This is a genomic window from Methylobacillus methanolivorans, assembly GCF_054588515.1.
In genome coordinates this window covers 121170-139382 of sequence record NZ_BAAILT010000005.1, presented here as the reverse complement: position 1 = coordinate 139382, position 18213 = coordinate 121170, and the positions used below count along the sequence as shown (strand labels likewise).

Genomic DNA, 18213 nt, shown 5'->3' with positions numbered 1-18213 from the left:
AATCCTGATCTGATGGATCGTGTGTGAAAGGGGCTGGAATGACTGGGCAAGAACAAAAGAAGAATCAAGCAGGGAACCACGGCAGCTTGATGGGCGTGGGGATGGCCTTGTTGCTGGCTGCCATGCCGGTAGTGGCTGAGGAGGCGCAGCCGGACAATGCTGCTGCCAAGAGCAGTGAGGCAGCAGCGGATGAAGGCGTGGCCCTGGGCACCGTGACCGTGACGGTGCGTCGCCGCGAAGAAAGCGGCCAGAGCGTGCCGACTTCGCTCACCAGCGTCACCGGTGCCGATTTGGCTGATCGCAAGATCAGCCAGGTGCAGGATCTGCAACAAGTCTTACCTAGTGCCAACGCGGCCTTTATGCATGCACGCGTTTCCAGCGTTGCCGTGCGCGGTATCGGCAGCAACCCCGCCAATGAAGGCCTGGAGGCCAGTGTTGGTATCTATGTTGATAACGTCTACTATGCCCGACCGGGCATGCTAGCCATCGACCTGATCGACCTGGAGCAGGTAGACCTGATTCGCGGCCCTCAAGGTACCTTGTTTGGCAAGAACACCACCGGCGGCGTGCTCAACCTCACCACCAAGAAACCGACCTTCACCCCGGAGAAGAGCCTGGAATTTTCCGCCGGCAATCGCGGCTACTATCAAACCCTGGCTACCATTTCCGGCCCGATCAGCGATACCGTGGCTGGGCGCTTGTCCTTTGCCAAGACCCATGACGATGGTTGGATCAAGAACGTCAGCAATGGCAAGCGGCTCAACAGCATTGATCGCGATGGTGTGCGCGGCCAGTTGCTGATCAAGCCCGATGAAACCTTCGACCTGCGCCTGATTGCCGATTACAACCGCGAGGATGATTCCCAGGGTACCCTGGTTCCTTATGGATTCGGCCCGGTCAGGACCGGGTCTACCTGGCAGCAATTGGTTGCCGGTTGGGGAGGGCAGCCACTGATTACCGACCCCAAGAAGTACAAGGTCAATATCGACAGCAGGCAGCGGGTGGAGGTCAATCAGGGTGGCCTGTCGGCCGAGGCCAACTGGCACTTGCCCAGTGGTTTTGATTTCACCTCGATCACTGCTTGGCGCACCTGGCAGTTCGATCCACACAACGATGCCGATTTTACTACGGTCAATCGTATCGAGAACACAGGCTTCCATGTCGATCACAACCAGGTTTCCCAGGAATTGCGCCTGGCATCGCCCAAGGGCGAGCATTTCGATTATGTCGTAGGGACTTATCTCTATTACCAGAAGATCAAAAGTGATTATTTTGTCGATCCTGGTAGTACCCCATTGGGTGTTTCGAAAATCAGGACTTACGGCGAGTCGACGACCAATAGCTATTCATTGTTTGGCCAGAGCAACTGGCACCTAACCCCGCGCCTGGATTTGACCACCGGCTTGCGCGGCACTTATGAAATCAAGAAAGGAAGCACTTACCAGACCCTGCCAACCACAGCAGCCTGGGATTCTGGCAATCTGGAAGTCACCAATTTCAGCCCATCGATACTGGCATCGCTCAACTACCAGTTCACGCCCAATATCATGGGCTATGGTTTGGTGGCGCAGAGCGAGAAGTCAGGCGGGATCAATATCAGCGGCGTTGGTGCCGGGCGCACGGCAGGGGCCAACAGCCTGAAGATCGATCCTGAGCGTGCGCGCAATGTGGAGCTGGGCGTCAAGAGCACCTGGTTCGAGAAGCGCTTGTTTGCCAACGTCAACCTGTTCCAGACCAGGATTTATGACTACCAGACCACTGGTTATATCCTCGATACCAATGGACTGGCGACAGCAACCCTGACCAATGCCGGCGATGCCAAAAGCTATGGCCTGGAGTTTGATATCAAGACCGCGCCGGTACGCGGGCTGTCGTTCAACCTCAACGGTGCTTATAACCATGCGCGCTACACGTCATTCGACAATGCGCCTTGCTCGGCAGAAGCGGCAGCCGCAGGCAAGAGCGTGTGCGACCTCACTGGCAAGCCTTTGGTTGGCGCACCTGACTGGACGGTGAATACCGGTGGGCGCTATGACTGGCTGGTGGGTGACAGCGTAAACCAGTACCTGGTGGTCAATTATTCCTGGCGCTCGGAAGCCGAGGGCAGCATTGATACATCGCGCTATGCCCGTATTCCTTCCTATGGGCTGCTGAATTTCTCTACCGGCTGGCAATTTACCACCGGCAAGCATGAATGGGACATCTCCCTCTGGGCGAAGAATGCATTGGACAAGCACTATTTCCTCACTGCCCTGCCATCACTCGGCGGAGGTTATATTGCATCCACAGGTGCACCGCGCACCGTAGGCATCACTGCCCGACTCGATTTCTAGCGAGTGACGGCAGGCCTGGTGCCTGCCGATTTTCCATATGTTGGACACGCTTACCATCTACAAAAGGAATCAAGCATGAACACGATTGCTGATGCTTTTCAGTCCCGCCAGCGCGGCAGCAGCGCTTCCGCCAAGGTCAGGGCGCAATTGGACTATCCGGTCATTGATACCGATGTGCACACCAACGAATTCAATCCGCTGCTGGAGGATTATGTGGCACAGTATGGCGGCGTCAATATCGTCGACGAGTTCCGCAAATCCGTGAAAAGCGGGCGTTCCATCTTTGCCAAATGGTTCGAGCTGTCGCCGCAGGAGCGGCTCAACCAGCGTGCCTTCCGCCCGCCTTATTGGGTTTTGCCGGCGGCCAATACGCTGGACCTCGCGGCCACCGGCCTGCCTGCGCTGTTGCACGAACGCTTGCAGGAGCAGGGCAGCGACTTTGCCGTGGTTTATCCCAACCTGGCGTTGTTCCCGCAGCATTCCGGCAACCACGACCTGCGCCAGTCGCTGTGCCGGGCGCTCAATCACTATCATGCCGATATCTTCCGTCCGTATGCGGATCGTCTGACGCCGGTGGCTGCCATTCCCCTGCATACTCCGCAGGAAGGCATAGAAGAGCTGGAGTTCGCCGTCAAGGAGCTGCACCTTAAAACCGCAGTGATCCCCGGCGCCATCCGCCGCCCGATCAAGTCACTGGCGGAAAAATACCCGGCCAAGGATTACCCTGAGCTGGCGGGCCGCACCCAGTGGCTGGATTTTCTCGGCCTGGACAGTGAGCACGATTACGACCCGTTCTGGGCCAAGAGTATAGAACTGGGCGTCAACCCGACCACGCATACGCATTCCATGGGCTGGTCTGGACGTTCCTCCGTCAGCAACTATATGTTCAACCACATCGGGCATTTTGCCGATGCTTCGCAGGCATTTGCCAAGGCGCTGTTCTTCGGCGGCGTGACGCACCGCTTTCCGCGATTGCGCGTGGCCCTGCTTGAAGGCGGCGCAGCCTGGGGTGCCGACGTATTCACCCACCTGGTCGATCGCTACCAGAAGCGCAACAGCGAAACCGTGCATCGCTACAACCCCGAACGCATCGACAAGGACTTGTACTACGAGCTCTTCCTGCGCTATGGCGCTGACCTCACACGCGGACGCGACTTCAGCCGCGAGGAAATCATCAGCCACATCGGCGGGCTGGAAATTGGCGACCACTCTCCCAAGCCGGACGAGCTGGATGATTTCGCCCTGGCAGGCATTACCTCGGTGGAAGACATCCGCGACCGCTGGGTGAAGAACTTCTACTTCGGTAACGAGGCGGACGACCGCACCGTATCCAATGCCTTCAACACCCGCGCCACGCCGCTGAACGCGCAGGTCAATGTCCTTTACTCGTCGGATTCCGGCCATTGGGACGTGCCCGACACCGAACAGGTGCTGGCCGATACCTGGCGCCTGGTGGAAGAAGGCGTGATCACCGAGGCCAATTTCCGCCATATGGTGTCGGACAAGCCTTATGAGTTCTACACCGCCAACAACCCGGATTTCTTCAAGGGCACGGCGGTCGAGCTGGCCAAGCAGGACGCGCAATCACGCGCATAAGTTTTTTATTCTGGACGTGACAAACACATGAGCACAAGCCTACCTTCGCCGCAAGACGACTACCTGTTAGGTCGCAGCAAGACCCTGCGTATCTTTTCCCTGTTCTGCCTGCTGATGATCTTCGATTTTGCCGATCGGATGGTGATCGCAGCGGTGCTTCCGCAAATCAAGGCAACCTGGCAATTGAGCGATGCGCAATCTGGCATGCTGGGCTCGGCATTGTTCATGTGCATGGTGCTGTTCGCCTTTCCTGCCAGCTTCCTCATCGATAACTGGAGCCGTACCAAAACCGCGGGGTTGATGGGCGGGCTGTGGTCGCTGGCTTCCGGCGCAGGCGCATTTGTCGTCAGCTTCCCGCACTTGCTGGTAACGCGAGCGCTGGTGGGCGTGGGCGAGGCAGGTTATCTGCCTGCCGCCCTGGCCTGGTTGTCCTCGGCCTTCCCGTTCCGGCGCAAGCAACTGGCCACGGGCATACTGTTATCCAGCCAGTCGGTCGGCACTTTGTCCGGCTTGATTCTCGGCGGCTTCATCGCCAGTCATTTCGGCTGGCGCTATGCCCTGGGCTTGCTGGCGTTGCCGGGCCTGCTGGTGGCGTGGCTGGTGTATTTCAGCAAGGATTTCAAGAACAGCACCCAATCATTGCATACCGGGCAGGCAGTGCCGGCAGCTCGCGTATTTTCGCTGCACGATGCCTGGGCGAAACTGCGCCTGGTACTGCATCGACCTTCGCTGTGGATCATGTTCCTGGCCTTGTCCGCCATGACCTTGTCCGCGATTCCCCTGCAATATTTTATGCCGACTTTCTTTAACCGCGTGCATGGCGTGCCCTTGCAGCAGGCGGCTTATATCAGCAGCGCCATCATTTTGTGCAGCGCGATTGCCGGCCCGGTGGGCGGTTGGTTTCTTGATCGCCGGGCCCAGATCAGGCCAGCCAGCAAATTCACTTTTGCCATCACTGCTTTTTTAAGCACTGCCTTGATCTACCTGCTGGTATTCGGCGTGGTGGAAGGCTTGGGCACTCGTTTGGGCCTGATGATGCTGGCAACCTTCGTCAATTTCAGCATCATCAGCATGGTCATGACAGTAACGCAGGAACTGGTGCCCTCGCAGATGCGGGCCTTTTCCTCAACGTGCTGCATCGTCACTGCGCACTTGCTTGGCTCGGTGCCGGGGCCATGGCTGGCTGGCCTGTTGTCCGATGCCTATGGCTTGACCCATGCCTTGTTGTTCATGACGACAAGTTGCAGCGTACTGGCAGCGACAGTATTGCTGGTGGCCAAGCGTTTCTACACCCGTGATTTCGAGCGTACGGCAGAGTACAGGACCGCGGTGGCCGAGGTGCACGCATGAGTCTGGCAGCAGGTCCCTACCATGTGCTGGCCAAGCCCGCAGGGGCGGCCTGCAACATCGATTGTACCTATTGTTTCTTCCTCTCCAAGGACAATCTCTACGAGGACAAAAAACCGCGCATGACGCCGGAACTGCTGGAGCAATACATACAGCGCCGCCTGGACAACCACGAGCGCGAAGTCGAGATTGCCTGGCAGGGCGGCGAGCCTACCCTGATGGGCCTGGATTTCTACCGCCTGGCCATGGAACTGGTGGCGCGCCACAAGCGTCCGCGCCAGCAGGTGCGCCACACCATACAGACCAACGGCGTGGCCCTGAATGACGAATGGTGCCGTTTTTTCAAGCAGCACAATTTCCTTGTCGGCCTGAGCATGGACGGGCCGCAGGCCCTGCACGATGCCTACCGGGTCGACAAGGGCGGGCGCGGCACCTATGCACTGGTGGAGCGTGCCTGGTGGCTGCTGTGCAAGCACGAAGTGGAGACCAATATCCTCTGCTGCGTGCATCGCGCCAATATGGAGCAGCCGCTGGAGGTCTACCGGCATTTCCGCGATACCCTGGGCGCGCGCCACCTGCAATTCATCCCCATCGTCGAGCGCGTCACGCCGCAGTTACTGCCGGTGGCGGAAATCGGCTGGGGCAAGCGCAGGCCCATCTACCTGCAACAGGGCGACCTGGTGACCTCGCGCTCGGTGCGTGCCGAACCGTTTGGCCAGTTCCTCAGCGCGATCTTCGATGAGTGGGTCAGCCGCGATGTTGGCCAGGTATTCGTGCAGACCTTCGATGCGGCCTTGGGCAACTGGCTGGGCATGCATTCCATGTGCATCTTCTCGCCCACCTGCGGCAGCTCGCTCGCCATGGAGCACAACGGCGACGTCTACGCCTGCGATCACTACGTGGAGCCGGGCTACAAGATAGGCAACGTCGCCGAGGACACGTTCGAGGCCATGCTGGACGCCGAAGCGCAGCAGGCCTTCGGTCAGGACAAGCTCGACAAGCTGCCGCAATACTGCCGCCAGTGCGAGGTGCTGTTCGCCTGCTACGGCGAATGCCCGCGTAACCGCTTCATCAACACGCCGGACGGCGAGCCAGGTCTCAATTACCTGTGTGCCGGCTACCGGCAGTTTTTCAATCACATCGACGCCCCAATGACGCGCATGACCCAGTTGCTGGCCAAGGGGCAGAATGCTGAAGACATCATGGCGGCGGCCTGACTTCGTTTTGAACCACAGTAGATCCAGGAAATAACCATGTCAAAAATTTTGCCCAAACCAGAACAGCCATTTACCGGTGAGATTCGCGAAACCATACAAGAATCACGCGCAGTCAAGCCGGAAATTCAGTATCCGCCCAAGCAGGCTCCCAACGTCGTCATTGTGCTGCTCGATGATGTGGGCTTTGGCAGCGCTTCCACTTTCGGCGGCCCGGTGCCGACGCCGACACTGGATGCGCTGGCCGGCGAGGGCCTGCGTTACAACCAGTTTCATACCACGGCCCTGTGTTCGCCGACCCGTGCTGCCTTGCTCACTGGGCGTAACCATCACCGCGTACATATGGGGACCGTCGGGGAGGGCGGAACCGGCTTCCCCGGCTATGACAGCATTCTGCCCAAGAGTGCAGCTACCCTGGGCGAGGTACTGCGTCAGCATGGCTACAACACCGGCTGGTTCGGCAAGAATCATACGACGCCGATGTGGGAAGTCAGTCCGGCCGGGCCGTTTGACCGCTGGCCAACAGGCCTGGGTTTCGAGCGTTTCTACGGTTTTCATGGCGGTCAGGTTTCCCAGTGGGAGCCGCCCATCATTGACCAGTTTTCGCCGAAGGAACCTTACCGCGACAAGCCGGACTATCACCTCAATGAAGACCTGGCAGACCAGACCATACACTGGATCAAGAACCAGAAAGCAACTGCGCCCAACAAGCCATTTTTTGCCTTCCTGGCACCTGCCGCTTGCCACGCGCCGCACCATGCACCCAAGGAGTGGATAGACAAGTTCAAGGGACAGTTCGATCAGGGTTGGGATCAGTTGCGCGAGGAAATCTATCAGCGCCAGCTCAAGCTTGGCATCATCCCGCCCGGCACGCGGCTGACGCCTCGCCCGGAGGAGATTCCTGACTGGGAAAGTTATCCAGACCGCTACAAGCCGGTCGCATCGCGCCTGATGGAGGCCTATGCCGGCATGTTGGCGCATACCGATGCGCATGTAGGCCGTGTCGTTGATGCCATCAAGGAGTTGGGGCAGTGGGACAACACCTTGTTCATCTATATCGTGGGCGACAACGGGGCCAGTGGTGAAGGCACGATCCACGGTGCCTGGAACGAAGAATTTCTGTCCGGTGGCGAGGGGCAGGAAGATCCCGAATGGATTTTGCAGCGTATTGATCAGATTGGTACCCGCCATAGTGAAAACCATTTCAATGTGGCCTGGGCCTGGGCACTGGATACGCCTTTCCAGTGGATGAAGCAGATTGCCAGCCATTTTGGCGGTACGCGCAACGGTACCGTGGTGTCCTGGCCCAAGGGTATTAAAAACAAGGGCGGTATTCGCAGCCAGTTCCATCACGTCATCGATATCTTTCCGACGGTGCTGGAGGCGGCGGGTATCACGGTGCCGGAGGTGGTCAATGGGACGCCGCAAGAACCGCTGGATGGCATCAGCATGCTCTACAGCTTCGATAAGGACGACCATCCCGGCCTGCGCACGACCCAGTATTTTGAGATGCTTGGTAACCGTGCGATCTATCACGAGGGCTGGATGGCGTGTTGCTTCCATGGACGTTTGCCATGGAAATTGAGTCAGGTCGAATTCGGTGACGACGAGACCTGGGAGCTGTATCACGTGGCTGCCGATTTCAGCCAGAGCGAAGACCTTGCTGCGCGCTACCCGGAAAAGCTCAAGGCACTGCAGCAGAAGTTCGTCGAGGAAGCCAAGGCGAATCGCGTCTTCCCGCTTGATGACCGGCTGATTGACCGTTGCGCCTTGCATTTGCGGCCCAGCCTGACGGATGGACTATCGCGCGTGACCTATTACCCGGAAAACGTGCGCCTGTCGGAATTTGCCGTTGTCGATTTCAAGAACCGCTCCTTTGACCTCACCGCCTATCTCGATATTCCAGCGCAGGGCGCAGAGGGCGTGATCGTGTGCCAGGGTGGCAACATGGGCGGCTGGACGTTTTATGTCAAGGATAACAAGCCGGTCTATCTCTATAACTGGGTTGGCCATGAGCATTATGTCGTGGCCGCGGAAACGCCCTTGCCTGCCGGTGAGCTTGAATTGAAGCTGGTGTTTGACTACGACGGTGGCGGTGTCGGCAAGGGTGGCCTGGCCCGTATTTTCATCAATGGCGTGGAGAGCGCACAAGGTCGCGTGGAAAAAACCATGCCTTTCATCATGTCCTGGAATGCAGAGGGTTTTGATGTGGGCCGTGATACTGGTGCGCAGGTTGGCCCCTATGAAAACGGTTTCCCTTTCAGCGGCACGATTCACAAGGTCGATGTAGACCTGCGCTCATTCCCCGATGCCGAGACGCAGGCCTTGGTCGAACGTGGCAGGGCAGCGGCGCAAGCCGCCAGTGATTGACGATGATCATTTAAACAAGGAAAGAAAATGTCAAAAGTATTACCTAAACCAACACCACCTTTTGCCGGCGAGATCGGCGAAACCGTGGGCGAATCCCGCCCTTCCAGGCCGGAGATCCAATATCCGCCCAAGCAGGCTCCCAACGTGGTGGTCGTGTTGCTTGATGATGTCGGTTTCGGCAGCTCCTCCACTTTCGGCGGCTTGATCCCGACGCCGACGCTGGATGCGCTGGCGGGCGAAGGTTTGCGCTACAACCAGTTTCATACCACCGCCCTGTGTTCGCCAACACGGGCAGCCCTGCTCACCGGGCGCAACCATCACCGTGCGCATATGGGCACGGTGGGCGAGGCGGCGACGGGTTTCCCCGGCTACGACAGCGTCATCCCGCGCAGCACCGCCACCCTGGCCGAAGTGTTGCGGCAGAATGGCTACAACACGGCCCTGTTCGGCAAGAACCATGTGACGCCGATGTGGGAGCTGAGCCCGGCCGGCCCGTTTGACCGCTGGCCTACCGGCCTGGGTTTCGAGCGCTTCTATGGGTTTCATGGCGGACAGACCTCGCAATGGGAACCGGCGATCTACGACCAGACCACGCCAAGAGAGCCATACCGCGACAATCCCGATTACCATCTCGACGTTGACCTGGCCGACCAGGCCATCAACTGGATACGCAACCAGAAAGCCAGCGCCCCCGGCAAGCCATTCTTCATCCACTTTGCCCCCGGTTCCTGCCATGCGCCGCACCAGGCACCCAAGGAATGGATCGACAAATTCAAGGGCCAGTTCGACCAGGGCTGGGATCAGTTGCGCAAGGACATCTACCAGCGCCAGCTTGCGCTGGGCATCATCCCGCCAGGCACACGCCTGACGCCGCGCCCGGACGAAATCCCTTCCTGGGATAGCTATCCCGAGCGCTACCGCCCAGTGGCTACCCGCCTGATGGAAGCCTTCGCCGGCATGCTGGCGCATACCGATGCGCAGGTGGGCCGCGTGGTCGACAGCATCAAGGAGCTGGGCGAGTGGGAGAACACCTTGTTTGTCTACATCGTTGGCGACAACGGTGCCAGCGGCGAAGGCACGATCCACGGTGCCTGGAATGAAATTGCCGGCTTCAGCGGCGGCGAGGACCCGGAATGGCTGCTCGCGCACATCGACGACATCGGCACCAAGCGCTGCGAGAACCACTACAACATCGGTTGGGCCTGGGCGCTCGATACGCCCTTCCAGTGGATGAAGCAGGTCGCCAGCCATTTTGGCGGCACGCGCAACGGTACCGTGGTGTCCTGGCCCAAGGCCATCAAGGACAAGGGCGGCATCCGCAGCCATTTTCATCACGTCATCGACATTTTCCCCACCGTGCTGGAAGCGGCCGGCATAGCAGTGCCGGAGGTGGTCAACGGCACGGCGCAGGATAGCCTGGACGGCGTGAGCATGCTGTATTCGCTGGAGCAAGCGGACAAGCCCGACCAGCGCACGACGCAGTATTTCGAGATGGTGGGTAATCGCGCCATTTACCACGATGGCTGGGTCGCGGCCTATTTTGGCGGCCGCCTGCCATGGGAAATCGGCAAGCTAGAAGCCAATAGCCGGGCCGAGACCGCAACCTGGGAGCTGTACCACGTGGCTGAGGATTTCAGCCAGAGCATCGACCTGGCCGGGCAATACCCGGACAAGCTCAAGGAGCTGCAAGCCTTGTTCCACGTGGAGGCGTTGCGCAACAACGTATTCCCGATCAATGACGGCCTGGGAGTGGATCTACAGGCATCCGCGCGCCCCAGCCTGACGGACAACCGCGACCATTTCACTTTCTACCCAGGCAATATCCGCCTCAACGAGTTTTCTACCGTCAGCCTGAAAAACCGCTCTTTCGACATCACCGCGCATCTTGAGATTGCCGCGACTGGCGCCGAAGGCGTAGTGATCTGCCAGGGCGGCATCGTCGGCGGCTGGAGCCTGTATGTGGAGAATAACCGCCCGGTGTATCTCTACAACTGGTATGGTCACGAGCACTTCCGCATCACAGCCGAGCAGCCGCTGCCAGCTGGCGAGGTGACGCTGACGCTGGAATTTACCTATGACGGCGGCGGCTTCGGCAAGGGCGGCCTGGCGCGCCTGCTGGTCAATGGCGCAGAAGTGGCGCAGGGGCGCATAGACAAGACCGTGCCTTTCCTCTTCTCCATCAGCGGCGAGGGGCTGGATGTCGGGGTGGATACCGGTTCACCGGTAGGCGATTACGAACATGGCTTCCCGTTTACCGGCGGTCATATCCGCAAGGTGGATGTGCATTTGCGCTCGGGCTTCGACAAGGCGCAGTTGCAGGCGATTGCGCAGGGCCAGGCGGCAGTCAAGGCGCTGGGCGATTAAGGCCGGGTTTCTGCATTGAGCTGCCTCTGGAGCCAGTCCGCACGCTAGCCGTGCGAACTGGCTTTTTTCCAAATGCAGCTCTGCCATGATGGCGATAAAAATTGGGGATGATGGGAATTCGGCAACGGCTGTGCTGTCCTAGAGTTCAGTATGGCCTGTCATGGCCTGGTTAGATCTGGCACATTGCCAGGAGGATGAGATGAGACTAGTGATTGCTGCCTTGCTAGGCAGCTTGGTGCTGGCAGGATGCGCGACGACCCAGCAGCAGAAGGAGCCCCAGATTCAGCGCATTTCTGCGGAGGAGCTGGAAAAGCTGTTGCCGCAACCTGCACCATTCATCACCTATGATGAGTTGGTGCGCTTGTCCAAGGCCGGCACCAGCGCCGACGACATTATCGCCAAGATCAAGGAAAGCCACTCCCGTTACGACCTGACGCCTTCCAAGGCGCTGGAGTTGAGCAAGCAGGGTGTAGATGCCAAGGTGCTGGATTATATCTACAGTAGCCGTGAGCAGGCCTTGCGGGATGGGTTTGCTGAAGAGCTGAACAAGCGCGAAAAGGAAAAAGTGCTTGAGCAAGAAAAGCTGCGCCGTGAGTATCAATGGCGCAATCGCGGATTCTACGATCCATTCTGGGGACCAGGTTACGGACCATATTGGCGTGGTTATTATGGCCCGCGTTGGGGCTGGTGGTAAGCGGTAGATGCAATCATGGGGCTGGAGTTTTCCAGCCCTTTTTTATTGTCGTGAGTGATGGCTTGGCTTAACGATCCATGTCACGTGTTGCTGCGCGCCAGCGTAGTTTTTCCGAATAGCGGTGCCGTGCCTGTAAGCGGGTATCTTTAAGAATGATTTCCAGCGTTTCGCCCAGGATGCGCACCACACCAAGGATGGGGATCACCAGCATTAATCCGGCTACGCCAGCAATTGCCTCTCCCACCAGAAACATCATGATCGTGAGCAACGGATGTATACGCAGGCTGCGACCCACAATGGCTGGCAGGAAGAAAAAATCATCCAGCATGCGAATCAGGATAAATAGCCCGGCAAGGCTGTAAATAACGCTGATGTTGCCTGGCATATCGGTGGAGGCAACCAGCGCTACAATGGCAAAACCCAGTAGCGGCCCCAAGTAGGGAATCCAGCACAGGATGGCGACTGTCAGGCCGAGCATGAGCGGTGAGGAGATGCCCAGTGCCCATAGGCCTAACGTTGTTAGGATGGTGTCAATCACCGTCATTTTCATGAGCCCGACAAAATATAGTCGTGCTGTTTGATCTACGGCGTGGATCAGATAAAGCGTTTTTTCAAAAAAGGCATTGGGAACCGCAGCGCCAAGCATTTTCCTGAAGTTGGCACCGTCCTTGAGCATGAAGAAGGTGATGATGGGGGTGAGCAATAATGACGGGAGCCAAGTGGCCAGGCCGCTCAGTATTTTGCCCAGGTATTTGTCGGAGAAGTGTTCCGAGACGTCAGTGATCTGTTGGGAAATATTGTCGCCAAAGTGCGATGTCTGCAAGAAGCTGAATTTTTCTTGTATGCCTTCCACCAGTTGTTCAGCCAGCACGGCCCCACCCGCGGAGTAGTGTGCAATCCCGGCTTGCCATGATGCCGCGCTGGCGACGACTAATGGATAAACCAGCAATAAGCCAATCACAGTCACCATCAGGAATGCGCCGCTGAGCGCGACCGCAGCAATACCCCTGCCCGTGCCTGCAGCTACCATTTTCTTTTCCAATGGAGCCAGCAGGTAATACAGGATCAAGGCTAGCAGGAAGGGCACGACCAGCCAGAGGATTTTCTTGAAGATCAACAATAACAAACAAGTGGTGGTAATGATGCCGGCCCAGGCGACAGGGCCAGGGCCATGGTTCTCACTGAGCACGGGAGGCTGCTGTATGGTGTTTTGTTCAAGTTCTGGAAACTGGCTGCGACGTAGGCTGCAATGCTGGGAAATGGTGTCTGCAATTTGCGGGTGTGTATGCAGCAAATGCAGGAAATCATCGCGAAACAGCACAGCAAGCACGCAGTTTTCAATCGCACGTACCTGGGTGTGGCGCCGCATGTTTTCTAGTAGTGCGCGTTCACCAAAAAACTGACCGGCTTCCAGTGTGCCAAGGATTTGCCCATCCAGCGTGACGCGTACTTTCCCTGCCAGGATGAAGTAGATCGCTTGCCCTTCTTCTTGCGGGTCGTAGATGATTTCGTCCTGCACGTAGCTACGCTGGTGCAGCACATTATTCAGTGTATCCAGTTCGTGGTTGCTGAGCCCTGCTAGTAATGGCACTTCACGTAAGACCATCTGATGGTGGGGTGCGATGGGGTGGCGGAAACGGTTGAGTAGCATGAGTGGGCTCTGGACTTGTATTGCGACTATTCTATCCGGAGAAGGGGGGATCGCAAGAGGATCAGCGGCGAAGCAAGGATGAATTGCAGCGTGAAGTTGGCTGGGCCAGTGCAAACAAGCAACCAGGCCCGCCCGGGATGGTAGCAAGCCTGATTTCTGGCAGGTTAATTGCGCTGGCGGCGCCGACGTGTAACCAGGCCCAATACGCTGAATCCGGCCAGCAGCATTGCATAGGCACTTGCTTCCGGCACGGCGGCGATATTGGCAACTACCTGGATGGATTGCAGGTTGATCGCCGCGGTGCCTATCACGCCTTGGGACTCATATATATCCTGCCAGTAACCCTCCTCTACCCATTGGTCGGGTTCGCAGATTCCATATTCGTCACAAGGCCCTGGCACGTAATAGCCGCCGGTGATAATCCACTCCTGACCCATATAGACATCAATCATGGTGTAGTCTGCCCAAGCTTCAAAAGAACCAGCGATTGTGGGTAGAGTCGTACCAGGAATGATACCTGTTGCGCTGAAACTGGAGCCATACCCGTCAGTGCCGGAAAATGATGCTCCTGGGCCGCCAATGCTCACACCCGCGGCACCCAGGCTACCGTTTGACGCGTCATAAGTGCCGGAATAGGTGATGGAGTAGCTTTCGATGATCTGGCCGGGATGCGCAGTAAAGGACAAAGGCAGGGAAAAAGCGCCTGAAAAACTTTCGTAACTAAAATAACGGCCACCGTCTGCGCTGACATACAGCGAGCCGCCAAAGTTGATGGAGACGCCGTTGGTAACACCGGATATTGAAGCAATACTGTTATCCAGTATTTGCTCGCCGTAATATGCATCATTGATCTGGAACTGGAATGTATCCGGATCGTAGCTGATATCGACGGCGTTGGAGTTGATGGTGGTAGGGGCAGCCAGTGCGGGAGCAGCGGTTGCGAGTATGGCGACGACACTCAAGTAACGCATCTTCATTTTGAATCTCCCAGGGTGATGGAGACTATGATTATGGGCGCTTTAAAAGTATATTGATATTGCCTGTTAATGGTCCGAATGGACTATCGAGATTGTCTTTTGTGATTGCGCAGATTTGAGGTGGGAAGTAGTTCTCTATTTTTCGCTGTCGCATTCAGCCGTTATACTTCTTCCCATCAGGCTAAGCCTCTCGGGAGTCATTTCATGCAGCAGCAACATCACCAGATCATCCAGCATACCAACGGGCGCCGTTTGTATGATATTACGCCTGCTGTGACGCGGTGGGTGGAAGACTCCGCTATTCGGCACGGCTTGCTGACGTTGTATATCCAGCACACCTCGGCCAGTATTCTCATTAATGAGAATTACGATTCTGATGTGCTTGTGGATATGGAAAGCTTCTTTGAGCGCTTGGTGCCTGATGGCGATGCGTTGTTCATTCATACTGCCGAAGGACCGGATGATATGCCAGCGCATGTACGCTCTGCATTGACGCAGACCAGCATCTCCATACCGGTTATGGATGGCAAGGCCGCGCTGGGAACCTGGCAAGGCATCTTCCTCTATGAGCACCGACGCATGTCGCATACGCGTAAGGTGTTGCTGCACTTGCTCGGTGAATAGAAACGACAGAAAAGCGCGTGGTTTCTGATGGTTTGAATATACTTTTTATAGTCCGGAGTTGAGTGGTGCCCGGTAGGGGGGTTACTTTACCACGCTCCAGCTCAGCGGGTCGAAAGGCTTGCTCTGGAGCCGGAGTTCGAAATAAACGCCGTGTTGCTCGTTGCCGCCGCTATTGCCAACTGAGGCAATCGTATCCCCGCCCTTGACGTTGTCGCCGACCTGTTTCAATACGGCCTGATTGTTGCCATATAGGCTCATGTAGCCGCTACCGTGGTCGATGATGATGAGATTGCCAAAACCGCGTAGCCAATCTGCAAATACTACCTGGCCACTGGCGACGGACTTGACTTCGCTGCCCTCATTAGCGCGAATGAACAGGCCTTTCCATGAGATACCGGTGTCGGCGCGACTGCTGCCAAAACGATTGGTGATTTCACCGCGTACCGGCAGGTTGAGCTTACCCTTGAGTGAGGCGAAATTGGTGCCGTCGAAGGCATTGCTGGGCAAGGTTTCATTGCGGCCAACGATCTTGCTGCTGGGTGTTTTTTCACTGGGTGAAGTGGTTGCCTGTCTGGATCTTTCCCGAGCGGCTTCACGTTGTGCTTTTTCCCTGGCAGCCTTTTCACGGGCTGCTTGTTCGCGTGCGGCCTTGGCAAGCTTTTCCATCAATTGCGTCAGGCGTTGTTCGTCGCGCTTGAGTTTGTCGATCTCGTTGCGTTGAGCACTGATCTTGCTCGACAGCTGTTTGACTAGTTTATCGCGCTGGCTTTTTTGTTGTTGTAGCTCCGCGCGTTCTTTTTCCTGTTGCTCTTGCAGGGTATCCAGTTCCGCCAGGGTTTTGCTGGTTTCCGCATTGAGCGTCTCTATCTTGGCAATGTTTGCGGAGGCTGCATCCATCAGTTCCTTGCGCGCGCGTGAAACGTAGCCGAAATAATGCAACTGGCGCGTGGCGGCGTTCGGGTCTTGCTGTTGCAGCAGAACCTGGGCCTGGTTGGGTTTGCCATGCAGGTATTGTTGATAGAACTGCTGGTTCAGCAGTGATTGTTGTTGCTTGAGCTCAGCTTCGTGTGCGGTTTTCTCACGGCGCAGCGCTTGCAAGGTCTGGCTGCTTTCCTGTTGCTGCTGTTTGAGGTCAACCAGTTTGCGGTTGGCATCGCTGATCGCCTTTTCACTTTTCTTGAGGGCATCGGCAGCTTCGGCGTGTGCTTCCTGCGAGCTACCCAGCTCCTTCTTCAGTGACTCCAAGCGCTGATGGATGACATCTAGTGCTTCACGCGGCTTTTCAGGCTCGCTCTTGGCAGCCCATGCTGCTGGCACGGCAGAAAAGCTGCTTGCCAGCAGCATGCAGAGCCAGCGTTTATACATCAGCTATTGCGCCTGGAAGTTGACCAGGGATTTTCCGGTCATGTCGGAAGGCTGCCTGAGGCCCATCATGGCGAGCAGCGAGGGGGCCAGATCGCAAAGCGAGCCTGTGCCAGGGGCAGCCAGAGTTGCTGGCTTGCCGATGAAGAACAGCGGCACCACATTGGTGGTGTGTTGCGTATGCGGCTGGTTATTCTCGTAATCAAGCATTTGCTCGACGTTGCCGTGATCTGCCGTGATGAGCATTTGTCCGCCTATGCTTTCCATCGCCTTGACGATGCGGGCGAGGCAGGTGTCTATGGTTTCCACTGCCTTGATGGAGGCATTTAGGTCGCCGGAGTGGCCAACCATGTCGCAATTGGCATAGTTGCAGATGATGGCGTCATATTTCTTGCTGAGGATAGCGGCTTCCAGCTTGTCAGTGAGCTCAAAGGCGCTCATCTCTGGTTGAAGGTCGTAGGTGGCAACCTTTGGGGATGGCACCAGAATACGATCCTCCCCGGCAAACACCTGTTCTTCACCGCCGTTGAAAAAGAACGTGACGTGAGGATATTTTTCTGTTTCGGCGATGCGTAATTGCGTCAGGCCTTGCTGCGCGACATATTCGCCAAAGGTGTTTCGGATTTCCACTGGAGAGAAGATCGGCGTGGCGCGGGTTTCTGCCTTGTCATACAGGGTCAGGGTGTAGAAGCCTGCCAGTTTGGGCTGGCGACGGCGGTTGAAGCCTTCAAAGTCAGGGTCAAGCAATGCATGGGTCAATTGGCGGGCACGGTCAGAGCGGAAATTGACGAAAATCACCACGTCGCCATCTTCCATGCTTACCGCCTGTTCGCCAGCAGGGACGATGGCAGTTGCCTTGACGAATTCATCCTTCTCGTCGCGTGCGTAAGCCGCTTGCAAGCCTTGCAGTGCGCTGGTGGCAGTGAATTCACCCTGCCCATCGGTGATCAGGTTGTAAGCAGCCTCGACGCGGGGCCAGCGCTTGTCTCTATCCATGGCATAGAAGCGACCACAAATCGAGGCGATTTTGCCGCCGCCAATGCGTACACAGGCTGCTTCCAGTTTTTCCAGGTAAGGTTGGGCACTGATGGGTGGGGTATCACGGCCATCAAGGAATGCATGCACATATACCTTTTCCACGCCTGCCTTGACTGCCATTTCAATTGTGGCGTGGATATGATCCTGATGGCTGTGAACGCCACCATCAGAGACGAGGCCCAGGATGTGAATTGCCTTATGGCCAGCTTTGGCCTTGTTCACCGCTTCCAGCAATACTGGGTTGGTAAAGAATTCGCCTGATGCAATCGAGCGATTGATGCGCTCGAAATCCTGGAATACCACGCGCCCGGCACCAATATTCAAGTGACCGACCTCAGAGTTACCCATCTGCCCGCCCGGCAAGCCGACGAAGGTCTCGGAGGCATTGATCAGGGTGTGCGGGTATTCTTTCCAGAAACGGTCAATGTTGGGGGTGTTGGCTTGGGCGATGGCGTTGTCGCGGCTATCTTCACGGTAGCCGAAGCCATCGAGGATCACGAGTAGGGCGGGTGTTACAGTCATTGGGGTCAGGATTCCGGTGAACTCAATCAATAGCCCTGTATTTTAGAGAGTTTTTGCCAGTTACGCATGTTTAATCATGGATTTCGTCTGCCGGGAATGGTTTTTGTTCCGATTTTTACAA

General features: G+C 57.0%; 12 protein-coding genes. 8 read left to right on the top strand and 4 right to left on the bottom strand.

The features are described 5' to 3' along the window. Positions 1-38 precede the first annotated feature (38 nt). The 7 genes from LG202_RS13455 (at position 39) to LG202_RS13425 (ending at position 11918) form a co-directional block, all read left to right on the top strand. Positions 39-2333 (top strand): TonB-dependent receptor, encoded by a 2295-nt coding sequence (locus LG202_RS13455; protein ID WP_230348895.1) that lies wholly within the window; start codon positions 39-41, stop codon positions 2331-2333. A gap of 75 nt (positions 2334-2408) precedes the next feature. Beyond that, positions 2409-3929: an amidohydrolase family protein gene (locus LG202_RS13450; protein ID WP_230348894.1), complete on the top strand. Its 1521-nt coding sequence runs from the start codon at positions 2409-2411 to the stop codon at positions 3927-3929. A 27-nt stretch (positions 3930-3956) separates the two neighbouring features. Beyond that, positions 3957-5279, top strand: coding sequence for an MFS transporter (locus LG202_RS13445; RefSeq protein WP_230348893.1), 1323 nt, complete (start codon positions 3957-3959; stop codon positions 5277-5279). Beyond that, positions 5276-6493, top strand: a complete 1218-nt coding sequence (locus LG202_RS13440; protein ID WP_230348892.1) for an anaerobic sulfatase maturase — start codon at positions 5276-5278, stop codon at positions 6491-6493. The genes LG202_RS13445 and LG202_RS13440 overlap by 4 nt, the downstream gene beginning before the upstream one ends. A 36-nt stretch (positions 6494-6529) precedes the next feature. Continuing rightward, positions 6530-8860: an arylsulfatase gene (locus LG202_RS13435; RefSeq protein WP_230348891.1), complete on the top strand. Its 2331-nt coding sequence runs from the start codon at positions 6530-6532 to the stop codon at positions 8858-8860. A 27-nt stretch (positions 8861-8887) separates the two neighbouring features. Then, on the top strand, positions 8888-11224 hold the full coding sequence (locus LG202_RS13430) for an arylsulfatase (protein WP_230348890.1): 2337 nt from the start codon (positions 8888-8890) through the stop codon (positions 11222-11224). Between the two features lie 199 nt (positions 11225-11423). Continuing rightward, entirely contained in the window at positions 11424-11918 is a 495-nt protein-coding gene (locus LG202_RS13425; protein WP_230348889.1) for a hypothetical protein, read from the top strand. 67 nt (positions 11919-11985) lie between these two features. Here LG202_RS13425 and LG202_RS13420 read toward each other — a convergent pair whose 3' ends face one another. Together LG202_RS13420 and LG202_RS13415 are read right to left on the bottom strand one after the other, a co-directional pair. After that, positions 11986-13569: an AI-2E family transporter gene (locus LG202_RS13420; RefSeq protein WP_230348888.1), complete on the bottom strand. Its 1584-nt coding sequence runs from the start codon at positions 13567-13569 to the stop codon at positions 11986-11988. 164 nt (positions 13570-13733) lie between these two features. Beyond that, positions 13734-14546: a PEP-CTERM sorting domain-containing protein gene (locus LG202_RS13415; protein ID WP_230348887.1), complete on the bottom strand. Its 813-nt coding sequence runs from the start codon at positions 14544-14546 to the stop codon at positions 13734-13736. Positions 14547-14750: 204 nt separating this feature from the next. On the opposite strand from LG202_RS13415, the gene LG202_RS13410 reads away from it, so the two are divergent. Then, positions 14751-15170 (top strand): secondary thiamine-phosphate synthase enzyme YjbQ, encoded by a 420-nt coding sequence (locus LG202_RS13410; RefSeq protein ID WP_230348886.1) that lies wholly within the window; start codon positions 14751-14753, stop codon positions 15168-15170. A gap of 81 nt (positions 15171-15251) precedes the next feature. On the opposite strand, the gene LG202_RS13405 is transcribed toward LG202_RS13410, so the two are convergent. Beyond that, positions 15252-16535 carry a murein hydrolase activator EnvC family protein gene (locus LG202_RS13405; RefSeq protein WP_230348885.1) on the bottom strand — a complete coding sequence of 428 codons (1284 nt, stop codon included), beginning with the start codon at positions 16533-16535 and terminating at the stop codon, positions 15252-15254. Positions 16536-16538: 3 nt separating this feature from the next. After that, positions 16539-18092 (bottom strand): 2,3-bisphosphoglycerate-independent phosphoglycerate mutase, encoded by a 1554-nt coding sequence (gpmI, locus tag LG202_RS13400; RefSeq protein WP_230348884.1) that lies wholly within the window; start codon positions 18090-18092, stop codon positions 16539-16541. Positions 18093-18213 lie beyond the last annotated feature (121 nt).

Bases quoted from the DNA above. Each gene is read 5' to 3' on its own strand.
- LG202_RS13455 (WP_230348895.1), top strand. From the start codon at position 39: ATGACTGGGCAAGAACAAAAGAAGAATCAAGCAGGGAACCACGGCAGC.
- LG202_RS13420 (WP_230348888.1), bottom strand. From the start codon at position 13,569: ATGCTACTCAACCGTTTCCGCCACCCCATCGCACCCCACCATCAGATG.
- LG202_RS13450 (WP_230348894.1), top strand. From the start codon at position 2,409: ATGAACACGATTGCTGATGCTTTTCAGTCCCGCCAGCGCGGCAGCAGC.
- LG202_RS13415 (WP_230348887.1), bottom strand. From the start codon at position 14,546: ATGAAGATGCGTTACTTGAGTGTCGTCGCCATACTCGCAACCGCTGCT.
- LG202_RS13430 (WP_230348890.1), top strand. From the start codon at position 8,888: ATGTCAAAAGTATTACCTAAACCAACACCACCTTTTGCCGGCGAGATC.
- LG202_RS13440 (WP_230348892.1), top strand. From the start codon at position 5,276: ATGAGTCTGGCAGCAGGTCCCTACCATGTGCTGGCCAAGCCCGCAGGG.
- LG202_RS13435 (WP_230348891.1), top strand. From the start codon at position 6,530: ATGTCAAAAATTTTGCCCAAACCAGAACAGCCATTTACCGGTGAGATT.
- gpmI (WP_230348884.1), bottom strand. From the start codon at position 18,092: ATGACTGTAACACCCGCCCTACTCGTGATCCTCGATGGCTTCGGCTAC.
- LG202_RS13425 (WP_230348889.1), top strand. From the start codon at position 11,424: ATGAGACTAGTGATTGCTGCCTTGCTAGGCAGCTTGGTGCTGGCAGGA.
- LG202_RS13405 (WP_230348885.1), bottom strand. From the start codon at position 16,535: ATGTATAAACGCTGGCTCTGCATGCTGCTGGCAAGCAGCTTTTCTGCC.
- LG202_RS13445 (WP_230348893.1), top strand. From the start codon at position 3,957: ATGAGCACAAGCCTACCTTCGCCGCAAGACGACTACCTGTTAGGTCGC.
- LG202_RS13410 (WP_230348886.1), top strand. From the start codon at position 14,751: ATGCAGCAGCAACATCACCAGATCATCCAGCATACCAACGGGCGCCGT.